This window comes from Paenibacillus sp. 1_12, assembly GCF_900114475.1.
In the GTDB taxonomy this organism is placed as follows: Bacteria; Bacillota; Bacilli; order Paenibacillales; family NBRC-103111; genus Paenibacillus_S.
In genome coordinates this window covers 157,509-172,990 of the sequence record NZ_FOTE01000006.1, presented here as the reverse complement: position 1 = coordinate 172,990, position 15,482 = coordinate 157,509, and the positions used below count along the sequence as shown (strand labels likewise).

Sequence of the window (15,482 nt, the reverse complement as noted above, 5' to 3'; positions counted from 1 at the left end):
ATTTACGTGGTCTCTTTAAGAATGCAGCTAGATTTACAGATGTTTTCCCAAGAAAAAACAGAACCTGCTACCGCAAAAAAGAGGCAGGATTCAAGGAAAAAAGGTCAAGTTGCGAAAAGTATGGACTTGCCTGCTGCATTCATTTTATTTTTTTGTTTTCTTTCCTTCTATATATTTGGGGAATACATGAAAAATCAACTAACATTAGTATTTCGATCTGTTTTTCACGATTATTTACTGATGGACGTGACTTCAGCTAATGTGAATTTACTTTTTAAGCAATTGTTTGTACAAACGATCCTAATTATCGTTCCTGTACTTATGGTAGCTATGGCCACAGCTATATTTAGTAACTATCTCCAAATTGGGGTTATGTTTACGGGTGACCCGCTCAAGATGAAATTTAACAAACTGAATCCAATCGAGGGAGCGAAGAAAATATTTTCGCCGCGGACCTTGGTGGATTTTGTGAAATCCGTTCTGAAAATGTCGATTATTGGGTTTGTCGTATATGATACGCTTTGGGGAGAAAAAAACTCATTAATGGATTTAGCGCGGCTGCCAATGGAAAATATTTTCGTTTTTATGGCTTCAGTTACATTGAAATTAGGAATAAAAATTGGCTTGATTTTGATTGTATTGGCTCTTTTTGATTTTATGTATCAGAAATACGAGTTTGAAAAGAGCATCCGTATGTCCAAGCAGGACATTAAAGACGAGTACAAAAAGTCGGAAGGCGATCCCTTAATTAAAGGAAAGATTCGTGAAAAGCAGCGTAGAATGGCTATGCAGCGGATGATGCAGGAGGTTCCCAAGGCTGATGTCGTGATTACAAATCCTACCCATTTCGCCGTTGCGTTAAAATATGATTCCAACAATATGCAGGCTCCTACAGTTATAGCTAAAGGAACCGAATATATTGCATTGAAGATTAAACAAATTGCCAAGGAAAACCGTATTGTTACTATTGAAAATAAACCTTTGGCACGGACCTTGTATGCGCAAGTAGAAATTGGGGAAGCCATTCCAGCAGACATGTTCCAGGCTGTTGCAGAGGTTCTAGCATATGTATATAAGATGAAAGGTAAAGCCAACTAATTAAGAGAGGAGGACACTGCTATGAAAATAAAAGATCTGGTTGTACTCATCGGTATTATTGGAATCGTATTGATGATGGTTGTGCCTGTGCCAGTATGGTTGATCGATGTACTGCTAATCATTAATATTTCAATTGCGTTGTTAATTATTTTGGTAGCAATGAATACACAGGACCCTTTAGAATTCTCTATTTTTCCTTCACTTCTATTGATTACTACCCTTTTTAGGCTTGCATTAAACGTTTCGACAACAAGAAATATATTAGCCAATGCCGAAGCCGGTAATGTGGTCAAAACCTTTGGTTCGTTTGTTGCACAGGGGAATATCGTTGTAGGCTTTGTCGTCTTTATTATTCTTGTGCTCGTTCAATTTATCGTTATTACCAAAGGTTCTGAGCGCGTTGCCGAGGTAGCTGCACGATTTACATTGGATGCAATGCCAGGTAAGCAAATGGCCATTGATGCAGATTTGAATGCAGGCTTGATTAATGAAATGCAAGCTAGAGAGCGAAGAGAGAAAATCTCTAAGGAAGCAGACTTTTATGGAGCGATGGATGGTGCCAGTAAATTTGTTAAAGGTGATGCCATTGCCGGAATTATCATCCTGTTTATCAATATTCTAGGTGGATTGGTAATCGGTATGACTATGAAAGGAATGGGGCTTGCAGAAGCAGGAGCGCTGTATTCGATTCTTACGATTGGTGATGGATTGGTCAGCCAAATACCAGCCTTGTTAATTTCTACAGCAGCAGGCTTAATCGTTACTAGAGCAACCTCTGAAGGAAATCTGGCACATGATTTATCGAAGCAGATTTTACTTTATCCGAAATTGCTTTACATTGTGGCAGGTACGATCACGTTACTCGGCCTTTTCACACCTATTCATATCATTACTACACTGCCTATCGCCATTTTACTTACTTATGCAGCTATGAAAATGCAGCAAAGCTTGGTCAAGAAATTGGCCAAGGATGAGCAACTGGAGGAAGAACAGCAAATTGAAGAGGTTCGCAGTCCGGAGAGTGTTATCAGCTTATTGCAGGTAGATCCTATCGAGTTTGAATTTGGTTATGGGCTGATTCCCTTAGCCGATACTCAGCAGGGCGGCGATTTGTTGGATCGAATTATATTAATCCGCCGACAATGTGCTTTAGAAATGGGTGTTGTCGTACCGGTTATCCGGATTCGAGATAATATTCAATTGAAGCCTAATGAATATGTAATCAAAATCAAAGGGAATATGGTTGCACGCGGAGATTTGCTATTGAATCATTATTTGGCTATGAGCCCTGGAATCGAGGATGACTTGATTAGTGGGATTGACACGTTGGAGCCTGCCTTTGGGTTACCTGCCTTATGGATTGATGAGGCGATGAAAGAAAGAGCGGAATTATCCGGTTATACGGTAGTTGATCCGCCATCGGTTGTTGCTACTCACTTAACAGAAGTTATTAAGAAACATGCACATGAACTTTTAGGACGCCAAGAAACAAGAGGACTAATAGAAAATGTCAAGGAAAGTTATCCTGTTCTGGTGGATGACCTTATTCCAAGCGTATTGTCCATCGGTGATGTACAGAAGGTTTTGGTTAAGTTATTGAAGGAAAAAATATCGGTTCGCGATCTGGTCACCATACTAGAAACGTTAGCGGACTATGGTACTTATACCAAGGATCCGGAAATATTGACCGAATATGTAAGGCAGTCGCTTTCGCGCCAAATTACGCAGCAGTTTGCTGTTACAGGCGACTCACTTAAGGTAATTACGGTGGGCCCGAGTCTTGAAAAGAAAATAGCTGAGTCAGTTCAACAATCCGATCAAGGCAGTTACTTGGCACTGGATCCAAGCTCAACCCAGATTATTTATCAACGCATTACGGATCAGGTAACGAAGTTGATTCAATCTGGACAACAGCCTATTGTTTTGACTTCTCCAACGATCCGCATGTATCTTAGGCAGCTTTTGGAACGGACGATGCAGGATATACCGGTTCTATCTTACAGTGAGCTCGAACCCAACGTTGAAATTCAGAGCATGGGGGTAGTTAATTTATGAGAGTGAAACGATATATTGTCGATTCAATGCCAGATGCCTTGCAAAAAATCAAATCCGATCTGGGTAAGGATGCGGTTATATTAAATACGAAAGAAATTCGCTCCGGTGGTTTTCTGGGTATGTTTTCAAAGAAAAAAATTGAAGTCATTGCTGCTATAGACACAACAGCTGCAGCAGCGCCTTCACCCATCAAGAACACGGCGCCAATTGAGAGACCACAAACTGCGACAACAGGTTTTAACACAGCGCAAACCGCAAAAAATGCGTATACAAGACCAAACGGTTTAACGGCGCAATTGCAAACTACCAATGAACAGCGGGAAACTCTCGTTTTTCCGGAAGTTCCTGATGTACTTATTCCAAGCCCACCTTTATCTGTAAAGGTGCCCGCTCCAGCTACCGTTGCACCTGCGCCAGTTGTTGTGAAAGCAAGAGAAGATATATTGCTGGAAGAATTGAAACAGATGAAAGACTTTATGCATAAGCTTTCGGTTCAAGGCAGCCAACAAGTAATTGATCCTTTTTTAGAAGTACTGAAGCAGCGAATGATCGAACAGGAAGTGGATCCTGTTCTTGTGGATGATATTGTGGCTTCTATTAATGTGGAGGCTCAGGATACCGGGCTTCCAATAACAGAAGAATCAGCCATGGAATCGGCTAGAAAGAAGCTGCTTGAGCTATTCAACAGGGGACAGTCTAATGCAATGGCGTCGGATACTCGGATTGCTCATTTTGTAGGACCAACTGGTGTTGGTAAGACCACAACCATCGCGAAGCTGGCAGCAGAGCAGGTTCTCAAATATCATCGCAAGGTTGGTTTTATTACATCGGACACTTACCGAATTGCAGCTGTAGAGCAGCTTAAGACGTATGCAACCATTTTGAATGTGCCTTTAGAGGTTGTGTTTTCACCTCAAGACTTGTCTAAGGCATTTGAACAGCTTAAAGACCGAGATATTATCTTTATGGATACCGCAGGGCGGAATTTTCGCAATGAAATGTTTGTATCCGAATTGAACTCACTGCTGCAGTATGGTGGTAAAAGTGAAACGTACCTGGTATTGAGCTTGACTACTAAATACAAGGATATGAAAGCAATTACAGAAAATTTCTCGAAATTCAAGCTCGACAAAGTGCTGTTTACGAAAATGGATGAAACCGATTCGTATGGAGCTGTCGTTAATCTGGTAAATGATTTTAAGCTTCAGCTTTCTTATGTAGCCAATGGACAAAGTGTCCCTGATGATATCAACCTGTTGGCGGAGCAGCACATTGTTGACCTGATACTGGGGGTCGATCATCATGACTGATCAGGCACAAGGACTTCGCAATCTCGTTTCCAATCAACATGTCCAGAATTCTGCCAAACCAACTCGTATAATTACGGTAACCAGCGGCAAGGGTGGTGTAGGGAAGTCCAATTTCACACTGAATTTTGCACTTACCTTACAAAAAAGAGGCTATGCTGTTTTGGTTTTTGACGCTGATATTGGCCTTGCGAATATTGACGTACTCATGGGCGTCAGCGCTAAATATAATTTGTATCATTTGTTGAAAAAAGAAAAAACGATCTGGGAAATTATCCAGAGAGGTCCACATGATTTGCAATTTATTGCAGGCGGTTCAGGATTTAATGATTTGATCAGACTTACTGACGAGCAATTGGAATATTTTGCTGATCAGGTTAATCAATTAAACGGTACCGTAGATTTTATTATTTTTGATACGGGTGCCGGGTTGTCGAAGGAAACGTTAAAATTCATTTTGGCAGCAGAAGAAACCATAGTTGTCACGACTCCAGAACCGACTTCCATTACGGATGCCTATGCTATCATAAAGATGGTTAATTCAATGAATGAGCCTGTAAATTTCAAATTGGTTGTTAATCGTACTACTGACAGTAAGGAAGGGAAACAAACTGCTGACAAGATCATTATGGTTGCCAAACAGTTTTTACACATAGATATCCCAACCTTGGGCTTTGTAGACGATGATAATAACGTGTCCAAGGCTGTGAAAAGACAAATCCCTTTTACGGTGGCCTACCCCACCTCCGCAGCCTCTCAGTCGATCTATCGATTAGTGGATGATTATATTGCCAGACAAACTCCTTCAGATAACCAGCAGGGTGCAGTAAAAGGCTTTATGTCGAAAATGATGAGACTTTTAAGACACTAGCGTCCTCTCACTTAGCGAAACAGACAACTTGGAGGAGTGAATATATATGTTGCCTTATAAAATATTGGTTGTTGATGATTCAATCTTTATGAGGAAAATGATAACGGATTTAATTTCCGAGGACACTCAATTTCAAGTGATAGGCACTGCAAAGAACGGTAAAGAAGCTGTTAATATGGTTAAAACACTTAAGCCGGACGCTATCACCATGGATATTGAAATGCCGGAAATGAATGGCCTGGATGCTCTGAAGATTATTATGGATGTGCAGCCCACACCAGTGATCATGTTAAGCAGCTTAACTCAGGATGGGGCAAGAGAAACCATCGTTGCACTCGAAAGAGGAGCAGTTGATTTTGTCGGCAAGCCTTCGGGCTCGATTTCTTTGGATTTACACAGAGTAAGAGAATTGCTACTGGAGAAGCTGCATATCGCTGTCAAAACAAATGTGATGAAGTTTCGTTCCAATCCTATATGGACATCGCCAATATCCAGATCGAAGGCTGTCCCGCGGGTTGAGGAATTACCTAAGGTCAATAAGGGAAATACAGCGTCTGAAGTGAATTTTTTCAAAACTACACCTGTTGCGCCTCTTTTTTCTAATCAACAGGTATCGAGTCAGGTTCAGCAAATCGTGGCGATAGGGACTTCTACAGGCGGTCCAAGAGCACTTCATCAGGTCATTTCGCATATACCCGGACACCTTCCTGCTCCCGTTGTTATCGTTCAGCATATGCCTCCCAATTTCACCAAATCCTTGGCACAGAGATTGAATTCAGTTTCTGAGCTGCATGTGGTAGAGGCGGAAGAGGGTATGATTTTGCAAAATGGACATGCCTATGTGGCTCCAGGCGGTTTTCATATGACAGTAGCGCGCAATGGACCTGGAGCTTACAAAATTCATATAAGCAAAGAGGAAGCCAGAGGAGGGCATAGACCTTCTGTAGACATTCTGTTCGAGTCTCTGCTGCCAATGAAAGAATTAAAGCGCCACATTGTTCTCATGACTGGAATGGGGGCGGATGGGGCAAAGGGGATGCTAGCGCTAAAAAATGCAGGCGCAGTAACTACAATTGCTGAATCCGAAGAAACCTGTATTGTCTACGGGATGCCCCGGGCAGCAGTAGAATTAAATTGTGTGATGCATGTCCTGGCACAGCAAGAAATAGCCTCTAAGTTAACCCAGGTTGTTTGTAAGTAGCATTGAGACATCAGAAATACAAATCATCCATTGACGGAGGTGTGAGGCTATGGACTTAAATCAATACCTTTCGATGTTTATTGATGAATCCAGAGAGCATCTGCAAGCCTTAAACGATAATTTATTGGCTTTAGAGGGCAGCCCTGAGGACATCAGCATTGTACATAATATTTTTCGCTCGGCCCATACCCTTAAGGGTATGTCAGCGACGATGGGCTTTGAAGATTTAGCATCGTTGACTCATGAAATGGAAAACGTACTGGATCTTGTTCGTAATGATAAGCTGAAGATGGATGCTTTTATATTCGATTGTATATTCAAGAGTCTGGATGCTCTGGAATCTATGGTGGAAAATATCATTCAAGGCGGTACAGGCAAGGCGGATGTAAGTGACATTGTCTTGTCTCTGAAATCTATAGTTACAGGTGATTATTTAAAAGCAGGCGCTGCTGCCGGAGCTCAATCGGGCACTAAGGACAACAATGCAGCAGCTTCCTCCATACTGGATGAATTTCAGCTGTCGATCGTTCAGCAATCCATTGAAGCAGGTATGCAGGTGTTTTATATCGAAGTGGGTGTTCGACAGGATTGTGTATTGAAGGCAGCCCGAGCCTATATGGTGTTTAATGTATTAGAACAAAATGGAGAGGTTATTAAATCAGATCCAGCTGTAGAGGATATTGAACAAGAACGGTTTGATAATAACTTTTCTGTCTTCTTCGTTTCCAGTACAGATCAAGAATCTTTGCAAAAGCAAGTTGCTAACGTATCAGAGATTGATAAAGCTATCGTTACCTTGTTAACACTTGAAAAGCTGGAAGAGCTTATGAAGCCGGCCATAGCGGCAGTGGCAGAAGTCGCAGCTGCAGCAGCCCCGGCGGTTGCGCCTGTTCCAACAGCAGCAGCAGAAATCAAAAAGCCAGTGGCAGCTGCTAACGCTCCTGTAGCCAACCGAACGATTCGTGTAGATATAGAACGTTTGGATGCATTGATGAATCTGTTTAGTGAGCTGTTGATTGATCGCTCCCGATTGGAGCAGTTGGCCAGCGAAATTAAAAAAAATGACCTGACTGAAACAGTAGAACACATGTCGCGAGTAAGTAGTGACTTACAAAACATTGTATTAAAACTGCGGATGGTTCCCATCGATACCGTATTTAATCGATTCCCGAGGATGATTCGTGATGTTGCCAAAAACCTGGACAAAAAAGTGGATTTGATCATTACAGGCGCTGATACCGAGCTTGACCGCACGGTTGTTGATGAAATCGGTGATCCGCTGGTACATTTACTTCGAAATGCTGTAGATCATGGGGTCGAACCTACGGTTGACAGAATAGCAGCAGGAAAGCCAGAAACGGGAATGATATATTTACGTGCTTTTCATAGCGGCAATCATGTATTTATTGAAATCGAAGAGGATGGCCGTGGCATCAATCGGGATGCGGTGTTAAATGCAGCTATTAAAAAAGGTGTCGTCACGCCAGAGCAGGCATCGAAACTATCCGATAATGAAGTATACCTGCTGCTGTTTGCATCCGGCTTCAGTACAGCAGATAAAATTTCTGATATTTCGGGTCGTGGTGTAGGCTTGGATGTCGTCAAGACAAAAATTGAAAGTCTTGGTGGACGTGTTCAAGTAGAATCTAACTTTGGTAAAGGAACCAAGTTTTCTGTACAATTGCCGCTTACGTTGTCAATTATTTCTGCAATGCTCATTCGTGTGGGTTCAGAAAAGTATGCGATCCCGTTATCCTCCATTGTGGAGACTTCAGCAATTGCTACTGATCAGATTCTTACTGTGCACGGAAGTCGTATGGTGAATTTCCGTTCGAATGTAATCCCGCTCGTATCGTTATCCAAAGTATTTAGTGTACCTAATAAAAACGGTACTGAAGTTGAAAAGGAAACGCAAATCGTCGTTATCCGCAAAGGTGAAAAGCTTGCAGCACTCATTGTAGATGAATTTATTGGGCAGCAGGAAATTGTTTTGAAATCCTTGGGCAAATATTTCACCAATCTTTTCGCTATTTCCGGTGCAACCATTCTTGGTGATGGGCAGGTCGCACTTATTATTGATACAAACGCTTTGATTAAATAAGTTTTAAACGGATTACATATTGGATTTCAAAGGGAGGCACGGGAGTATGGGCGAAGAAATGAAGGTTATCGTTTTTGCTTTGGCACACGAGGAGTATGGAGTAGAAGTGGAAAAAGTTCGAACAATCGAGCGGATGCAGCCAATGACACGTGTTCCAAGAACGCCAGACTTTGTTAAGGGCGTTATTAATCTGCGCGGTGTGGTTACTCCTATTATTGATCTGCGTGGAAGATTCGGTTTTGCAGAAAGTGACTATACAGACAATACTCGTATTATTATCGTAGCTGTGAAAGAAATGGAAGTTGGTTTAATTGTAGATTCAGCGAATGATGTTACGGATATTAACACGGATTCGATTGATGATCCACCAGAAGTTGTTGGTGGTATCAAAGCTAAATATTTACAAGGAATTGCAAAGATCAGTGATTCGCGTCTTTTGGTGCTTTTGAATTTAGAAGAAGTTCTGAACAAAAGTGAAATTATTCAATTAGAAAACCAAGAGGAGTAATCGTGTGGAATTATTTAATGGATTTGCTGACTTTCAATTGGATGTTCTCAAGGAAGTAGGGAATATTGGAGCTGGACATGCGGCTACCGCACTGTCCAGGCTTTTGGATAAACCGGTCGACATGCTCGTTCCTAAGGTTCGTATGGTAGAATTTGAAGAAATTGCCGATAGTGTCGGCGGTGCTGAACGAGTCGTGATAGCTATCTTCCTTCGAGTTGAAGGAGAGACACCAGGAAATCTATTTTTCATTTTATCTCTAGAATCTGCAAAAAAATTATTGCGTAATTTGGTAGGGATAGAGGTAGTTGATGACGAACACTATACAGATATGGAGCTTTCTGCCTTAAGCGAGATTGGAAATATTCTTGCAGGCTCCTATTTATCTTCATTGGCTGATTTTACGCAATTGTACATGTCACCAACCGTTCCTGCTCTTGCAATTGATATGGCAGGGGCCATTCTAAGCTACGGTCTTATCCAATTCGGTCAAATGGGAGATCATGCTTTGTTAATTGACACCAAATTTTTGGATGGGAATGATGAGATTGAAGGGCATTTCTTCCTGATCCCGGACCCCGAGTCTTTTAACAAAATTTTTATTGCCTTGGGAGTACAAGGTCCATGATTTCAGACAATTTCATTAAAGTAGGTATGGCTGATCTCAATGTTACTCATTTGACCGGGGTGTTAAAGACAACTGGATTAGGTTCATGTGTAGGCATTACCCTATTTGATCCCAAGGCGTTGGTTGCTGGAATGGCGCATGTCATGCTTCCAACCTCTGACATTGCAAGAGAAGGTAATTTAAATGTTGCCAAGTACGCGGATACAGCTATTCCAGAGATGATTGAGAGAATGCTGAAATTAGGTGCAGTTCTCAAAAGAATGGAAGCTAAAATGGCAGGAGGGGCACAGATGTTCGCCTTCGCAGGTAACTCCGATACAATGAGAATTGGCCCAAGAAATGTCGAATCCTGCAAACTCATGCTAACCAAGTATTCAATCCCTCTGAAGTCGGAGGATACGGGTTTAAATTATGGAAGAACGGTTGAATTTAACTGTGAAACAGGTATTCTATTAATCCGCAGCGTTCAACAAGGAGTAAAGGAACTGTAGACTATGATAGGAACTATTCGTTGGAATTTACTATTAGGTGCCATATCTTTTGTCGTTACACTGTCAACCTCTTTAATAAATAATATTTGGAGTACTGCACTCATTCGAAGCTGTTATAGTTTTGTCCTTTTGTTTCTTCTCGTTTTTCTAGTACGTTGGATTTTGGGTTCATTTGCTGGGATTCATAAAATAACCGAAATCGACGAAGCAGCGGATGATAACAAAGGTACTGCCCTTGATATGACTACACCAGACGAAGACGAGTCTTTGAATCAATTGTTAAAAGATTCAAGGGATTCTCATTCACATGAGGGTGAGAACGGATTTGCACCTTTGAATCCCCCGAAGCTTTCGAGGAAAGTGAATATGGAAACCGGGGATATGGTTCAAGCGCTGCGTCAGATGTCGGATGAATAAAGGTGGTGGCAACGGTTCATGATTCAACAAAAGTCGCATTTGACCAACATGGATGTTTGGAAGCAATGGAAAGAATTCGGCTTGCTTGAAGCAAAACAGTCGCTCATCGAAACTTATTTACCTCTGGTTGAATATGTTTCGAACCGTTTAGCTATCGGTTTACCCAAGAATGTATCGAGAGATGATCTATCGAGCTTTGGTGTTATGGGACTTATCGATGCTATAGAAAAGTTTGATTATCTTCGTGGTTTGCAATTTGAAACTTACGCTTCCTGGCGTATTCGTGGTGCTATCATCGATGGTTTGCGTCAGGGGGATTGGGTTCCAAGATCAGTAAGGGAGAAATCCAAGAAAATAGAAGAAGCGTATCAAAAGCTTGAGCAGCAATATTTACGATCAGTCACTGATGATGAAATTAGCGATTATTTACAAGTAAGTGAAAATGACTTTCGCCAGATGGTACAAGAGATCGCTATTACAACAGTATGTTCTATAGATGATCCTATTCGTGAAGAAGATTCTGAGACTCGGTTGTCTTTGTTGATAGATGAAAAAGCCAAGAATCCTGAATATAAAGTTAACGAATTTTATTTAAAAGAAACATTAGCTAAAGCAATTGAAAGATTAACCGATAAGGAAAGAACGGTAGTATCCTTGTTTTACTTTGAAGAACTGTCGCTAAGTGAAATTGCAGAGGTTATGAGTTTGTCACCTTCAAGAATTTCACAATTACATTCCAAAGCGATATTGCGGCTCCGGGGCTCGTTAGGAAGGCATAAATCACAGTTGTTTGAAGACTCTTGAATCTGGAAAGTGGGGGGAATAATGAGCGAGCAGGCTGTTCCGCTTAGTTTTTATATGGAGATTACTTTGTCTGAGGATAAGCTTAACGCCTATTTACAGTTTAGAAATTGTGATGAAAAACTAAGCTTTAGTCTGGCACAGTTAGAGGAAGTTTTGGTTTCCTATAAGATTACTCATGGAATCAATCGCAGCAAATTAAATGAGATCGTGTTGTCTCCAGTAACATTTTTTCTAAGTAAAACTCTTATTGCAACCGGAACAGCACCCGTTAAGGGCGAGGATGGTTTCGTCAAATTTTTGTATGATTTAAGCAATGATGCCAAGCGGCCAGTAGAAATGCATGATGGAAAAGTTGACTTTAAAGAAGTGACCTCCATTAATAATGTTAGAAAAGGTCAATTGATCGCCGAACGGATTCCTGCCACGCCTGGAACACCGGGTAAAGCAGTAACAGGCGAGTCTATCAATACGAAGGATGGTAAGGATGCACGGATCAAAGTAGGGAAAAATGTGGTCTTGGATCCTGGGCAGAATTCTTTATATGCGGCTATTGATGGTGTGGTGGCCAAAACGGATCGCGATAAAATTAATGTGTTTCCAATTTATGAAGTTAACGGAGATGTAGATTACAATGTTGGGAATATCGATTTTGTCGGTACAGTTGTAATCAGGGGAAGCGTTCTCTCCGGATTTAAGATAAAAGCCTCAGGCGACATCCGAGTCATCGGCAGCGTCGAAGGTGCAGATTTAGAGGCAGAAGGTTCCATTGAAATCAGTGCAGGTATTTTGGGGCACAACAAAGGTGTCATTCGTGCGGGCAAGCATGTGAAAAGCGCATTTATACAAGATGCAACCGTGTATGCTGAAGAAGTCATCGTGAGTTTAAGCATTATGCATTCTAATGTACATGCCATCCATAGTGTGGTTTGTAAAGGATCGAAGGGACTTATTGTAGGCGGGGTTATCCAGGCAGGTGAGTCCGTATTGGCACGTACCGTTGGAAATTCGATGTCCACAGTAACCGTAATTGAGGTGGGTGTTCTGCCAGAGATGCGCAATGAATTAGTACAGCTAAGGACTCAACTGCGCTCGATCAATGATAACCTGGATAAGACAGAGAAGGCTTTGGCCATGCTGGATCAATTAGCGGCAATTGGTCAATTAGGACCAGATAAAGTTTCCATGCGCATCAAGCTTAATCATACCAAAAAACAATTTACCGAAGAACGTATAACATCCAGAGAACGCATTTTCGAAATTGAAAAGTCATTAGAGGATTCTGAAAAAGCTAAGGTCGATGTGGCATCTACGATTTACAGTGGATCCAAGATCGTGATTGGCCGTTATACGAAATTTGTCAAGGATGCAGTGTCCCATGTCAGATTCCAGTTGGCAGATGGTGATATAGCAGCTATTCCGCTAGTTTAATAGTAATTGTTGCTGAGGGGGCTGGATGGTATGAGTTTAAGGCCGGTAGAGCTTCAATTTGCATTGCACAAAAACGAGGAAGTCGGACTAAAGCAGAATCAATTGAATAGCAAGCCGCTTCAGGACCAAACTTTACTCGCAGGGGCTGCAGCGAAGCAGACGGAAAAAGAACGACATGTGACTGGAAAAGCCGATGACGTCAATCAGTCCTCCATACGCGACCAAGAGAAGGAAGCTTCCAAGCAGAATAAGAACAAGTCAAAAGAAAAGAACAATTCCACTGAAAATGAAGGGGAGAAGCTCTCTCAGGAGAGGCGAGTTCACCCTTTTAAAGGAAAGCATATTGATTTATCCTTGTAAAGGTTGTTCAAAAAGTCCCCATTTGATCACGAAGTTTCATAGAAAGCTTATTCGGCATCGAATCTTGCATTCAGGCTCGAAGTGCGGTACTCAACCTTCTCGGTGCTGAAATGTCGACTTTTTGAACTCGCATTTGTAATCAGAGGAAATGAAAGATTTCGGAAAAAGGTGAATCAAGTGGATCAACCCTGGGTTTATATTGTATTGTTTGGACTCGTATTCATTATTTATGCGAAAATCATTCCGAAAGCGAGCACAACAAAAGGTCAGGCCAATCCAACACTTCATGAAATTGAAGAAGCGATGGAGCATTTTACGGCAGAGCTTGATGACCAAAATAAAGCCTTGGTACAGCTGCTTGCGGAAACCAAAAGAGATTACGAAGTACAAACCGCCAAGCTAACCTCACGTCTTGAAATTGTTGAGAGACAATCAACACTTACTAATCAAGAGCTAAGCAAGCTTGGCTTTGCATATGACGAGCTTCAGAAGAAGGCAGCGTACCCACCCGAGAAAAAAGAGATGATCGAGCTGCAGAAAACAACGGTTGAAGACACAGTAGCCGATGTTGTAGATCCGCCTGTAGCCATGAACCTGAAAACTCGTTATGTAGAGCTGTTTACCTTGTTTGAACAAGGGAAGTCTGTGGAGCACATTGCTAAAAAGCTGAATATGAACAAAGGAGAGGTCAATTTGATCTTTCAGTTGGCGAAGCAGGAGGAAAAACTGAATGCTCACTAACAAATCTATGTTGTACGGCCTTGGAATTGGATTAATTATAGGTGCCTCATTGCTCCAGTTGATGAATGCAGCGAGGCCAGCGGCAGTCAAATCGGATTTATTGAAAAGCACAGCGATAAGTGAATTGGACCATGATCAATTGAAGGAATCTGCCTCCAAGTATTTTCAGGTTTTTGAAATTGATCAGAAGATGATCAGTCAATCTCAGGCAGATGCACTAGTCCAACAGAAAGTAAAAGAGGAAAAGGATAAGCAGCCTGTAGTTCAACCGCCTGCTCCTGTAAATCAAGTTGTTAAAGAAACCTACATTTATGTTTCCCCTGGACTGAATGCAGGGAATGTGGGGGATCTGTTAGTGACCAGCGGCGTGATTTCAGATCGTAAAGCATTTGAGGATATGATGTACCAGCAGCAATTAAATGAGAAAATTGTATCCGGCGTTCATGTTTTCAAAGGTCCAGTGGAGCTTGCGCGTGTGGTTTCAAATATAACAACCCGTCCATAAGCCAAACCTATTAAAGGTTTGGTTTTTCTGCTTTTTATGAGTATACTCAAATTGTAGGAATAAATAAGATTAGTGTTGCATACACTTTTCACTTGTGGTATAGTTATTGACGGTGTTAAAACGCACGCTGGTCAATTCGCATAAGGGTGCTTCCCGGTGGGGAGTTTTATGTCGAAGATGCGACTATAGCGGAGGAGACCCAAAACCAATTTAGAGGAGGTGTGTGAGGATGGCAGTAATCTCCATGAAACAGCTTTTAGAAGCTGGAGTACATTTCGGTCACCAGACTCGTCGTTGGAATCCGAAAATGGATCGTTACATCTTCACGGAAAGAAACGGAATTTATATTATTGATTTGCAGAAAACGGTGAAAAAGGTTGAAGAAGCTTATAACTTCGTTAAATCAGTAGCCGACCAAAACGGTACAATTTTGTTCGTAGGAACAAAAAAACAAGCGCAAGATTCAGTTGCGGAAGAAGCAGCTCGCTGCGGTATGTTCTACATAAACCAACGTTGGTTGGGTGGAACATTAACTAACTTCCAAACGATTCAAAAGCGTATTGATCGTTTGAAGCAATTGGAAAGATGGGAAGAAGACGGTACTTTTGAAGTTCTTCCTAAGAAAGAAGTTATTATCCTTCGTAAGGAAAAAGATCGCTTGGAGAAATTCCTTGGCGGTATTAAGAATATGAAGGGCCTTCCAAGTGCATTGTTCATCATCGATCCTCGCAAAGAGCGTATCGCGGTTGCAGAAGCTCGCAAGCTGGGTATTCCAATCGTAGGTATCGTAGATACAAACTGCGATCCTGATGAAATCGATTATGTCATTCCTGGTAATGACGATGCGATTCGTGCAGTTAAGCTGTTAACAGCTAAAATTGCCGATGCAGTTGTTGAAGCACATCAAGGCGAACAAACTACAGCTTAAATAGTGAATAGAAAGGGGTGGTTCAAAGGTGCAAAATCCTTT

The 15,482-nt window shown here is 41.7% G+C and carries 16 protein-coding genes; all 16 read left to right on the top strand.

Annotated features, from left to right (window positions below):
• Positions 1 to 21: 21 nt before the first annotated feature.
• Positions 22 to 1,098: a flagellar biosynthesis protein FlhB gene (flhB, locus tag BM210_RS15435; RefSeq protein ID WP_177237843.1), complete on the top strand. Its 1,077-nt coding sequence runs from the start codon at positions 22 to 24 to the stop codon at positions 1,096 to 1,098.
• 21 nt (positions 1,099 to 1,119) lie between these two features.
• Positions 1,120 to 3,153 (top strand): flagellar biosynthesis protein FlhA, encoded by a 2,034-nt coding sequence (gene flhA, locus BM210_RS15430; RefSeq protein WP_091169785.1) that lies wholly within the window; start codon positions 1,120 to 1,122, stop codon positions 3,151 to 3,153.
• A complete protein-coding gene (flhF, locus tag BM210_RS15425) occupies positions 3,150 to 4,463 on the top strand; it encodes a flagellar biosynthesis GTPase FlhF (protein ID WP_091169784.1) in 1,314 nt (437 codons plus the stop codon). Before flhA ends, flhF begins: the two co-directional genes overlap by 4 nt.
• A complete protein-coding gene (locus BM210_RS15420) occupies positions 4,456 to 5,331 on the top strand; it encodes a MinD/ParA family protein (protein WP_091169781.1) in 876 nt (291 codons plus the stop codon). The genes flhF and BM210_RS15420 overlap by 8 nt, the downstream gene beginning before the upstream one ends.
• Before the next feature lie 46 nt (positions 5,332 to 5,377).
• Positions 5,378 to 6,532, top strand: coding sequence for a protein-glutamate methylesterase/protein-glutamine glutaminase (locus tag BM210_RS15415; RefSeq protein WP_091169778.1), 1,155 nt, complete (start codon positions 5,378 to 5,380; stop codon positions 6,530 to 6,532).
• Between the two features lie 49 nt (positions 6,533 to 6,581).
• Positions 6,582 to 8,633, top strand: a complete 2,052-nt coding sequence (locus BM210_RS15410; RefSeq protein WP_091169775.1) for a chemotaxis protein CheA — start codon at positions 6,582 to 6,584, stop codon at positions 8,631 to 8,633.
• A 46-nt stretch (positions 8,634 to 8,679) separates the two neighbouring features.
• A complete protein-coding gene (locus BM210_RS15405) occupies positions 8,680 to 9,141 on the top strand; it encodes a chemotaxis protein CheW (protein WP_091169773.1) in 462 nt (153 codons plus the stop codon).
• Between the two features lie 4 nt (positions 9,142 to 9,145).
• Positions 9,146 to 9,766, top strand: a complete 621-nt coding sequence (locus BM210_RS15400) for a chemotaxis protein CheC (protein ID WP_091169771.1) — start codon at positions 9,146 to 9,148, stop codon at positions 9,764 to 9,766.
• Positions 9,763 to 10,257 carry a chemotaxis protein CheD gene (locus BM210_RS15395; protein WP_091169768.1) on the top strand — a complete coding sequence of 165 codons (495 nt, stop codon included), beginning with the start codon at positions 9,763 to 9,765 and terminating at the stop codon, positions 10,255 to 10,257. Before BM210_RS15400 ends, BM210_RS15395 begins: the two co-directional genes overlap by 4 nt.
• A 3-nt stretch (positions 10,258 to 10,260) precedes the next feature.
• Complete coding sequence (locus tag BM210_RS15390; RefSeq protein ID WP_091169766.1) at positions 10,261 to 10,674, top strand: hypothetical protein; 414 nt, start codon at positions 10,261 to 10,263, stop codon at positions 10,672 to 10,674.
• An 18-nt stretch (positions 10,675 to 10,692) separates the two neighbouring features.
• Complete coding sequence (locus BM210_RS15385; protein WP_091169763.1) at positions 10,693 to 11,478, top strand: FliA/WhiG family RNA polymerase sigma factor; 786 nt, start codon at positions 10,693 to 10,695, stop codon at positions 11,476 to 11,478.
• Positions 11,479 to 11,499: 21 nt separating this feature from the next.
• A complete protein-coding gene (locus BM210_RS15380) occupies positions 11,500 to 12,906 on the top strand; it encodes a FapA family protein (RefSeq protein ID WP_091169760.1) in 1,407 nt (468 codons plus the stop codon).
• A 30-nt stretch (positions 12,907 to 12,936) separates the two neighbouring features.
• The gene (locus tag BM210_RS15375) at positions 12,937 to 13,266 is read left to right on the top strand and encodes a hypothetical protein (RefSeq protein WP_091169759.1); all 330 of its coding nucleotides are present in this window, start codon (positions 12,937 to 12,939) and stop codon (positions 13,264 to 13,266) included.
• 177 nt (positions 13,267 to 13,443) lie between these two features.
• Positions 13,444 to 14,007 carry a hypothetical protein gene (locus BM210_RS15370; RefSeq protein WP_091169756.1) on the top strand — a complete coding sequence of 188 codons (564 nt, stop codon included), beginning with the start codon at positions 13,444 to 13,446 and terminating at the stop codon, positions 14,005 to 14,007.
• Entirely contained in the window at positions 13,997 to 14,512 is a 516-nt protein-coding gene (locus BM210_RS15365) for a hypothetical protein (protein ID WP_091169755.1), read from the top strand. Before BM210_RS15370 ends, BM210_RS15365 begins: the two co-directional genes overlap by 11 nt.
• Before the next feature lie 229 nt (positions 14,513 to 14,741).
• Complete coding sequence (gene rpsB / locus BM210_RS15360) at positions 14,742 to 15,440, top strand: 30S ribosomal protein S2 (RefSeq protein ID WP_076232822.1); 699 nt, start codon at positions 14,742 to 14,744, stop codon at positions 15,438 to 15,440.
• Positions 15,441 to 15,482 lie beyond the last annotated feature (42 nt).

Coding starts and splice junctions, on each gene's coding strand:
- flhF (WP_091169784.1), top strand. CDS start 3,150: ATGAGAGTGAAACGATATATTGTCGATTCAATGCCAGATGCCTTGCAA.
- BM210_RS15410 (WP_091169775.1), top strand. CDS start 6,582: ATGGACTTAAATCAATACCTTTCGATGTTTATTGATGAATCCAGAGAG.
- BM210_RS15420 (WP_091169781.1), top strand. CDS start 4,456: ATGACTGATCAGGCACAAGGACTTCGCAATCTCGTTTCCAATCAACAT.
- flhA (WP_091169785.1), top strand. CDS start 1,120: ATGAAAATAAAAGATCTGGTTGTACTCATCGGTATTATTGGAATCGTA.
- BM210_RS15405 (WP_091169773.1), top strand. CDS start 8,680: ATGGGCGAAGAAATGAAGGTTATCGTTTTTGCTTTGGCACACGAGGAG.
- BM210_RS15380 (WP_091169760.1), top strand. CDS start 11,500: ATGAGCGAGCAGGCTGTTCCGCTTAGTTTTTATATGGAGATTACTTTG.
- BM210_RS15395 (WP_091169768.1), top strand. CDS start 9,763: ATGATTTCAGACAATTTCATTAAAGTAGGTATGGCTGATCTCAATGTT.
- rpsB (WP_076232822.1), top strand. CDS start 14,742: ATGGCAGTAATCTCCATGAAACAGCTTTTAGAAGCTGGAGTACATTTC.
- BM210_RS15390 (WP_091169766.1), top strand. CDS start 10,261: ATGATAGGAACTATTCGTTGGAATTTACTATTAGGTGCCATATCTTTT.
- BM210_RS15385 (WP_091169763.1), top strand. CDS start 10,693: ATGATTCAACAAAAGTCGCATTTGACCAACATGGATGTTTGGAAGCAA.
- BM210_RS15375 (WP_091169759.1), top strand. CDS start 12,937: ATGAGTTTAAGGCCGGTAGAGCTTCAATTTGCATTGCACAAAAACGAG.
- BM210_RS15365 (WP_091169755.1), top strand. CDS start 13,997: ATGCTCACTAACAAATCTATGTTGTACGGCCTTGGAATTGGATTAATT.
- flhB (WP_177237843.1), top strand. CDS start 22: ATGCAGCTAGATTTACAGATGTTTTCCCAAGAAAAAACAGAACCTGCT.
- BM210_RS15415 (WP_091169778.1), top strand. CDS start 5,378: ATGTTGCCTTATAAAATATTGGTTGTTGATGATTCAATCTTTATGAGG.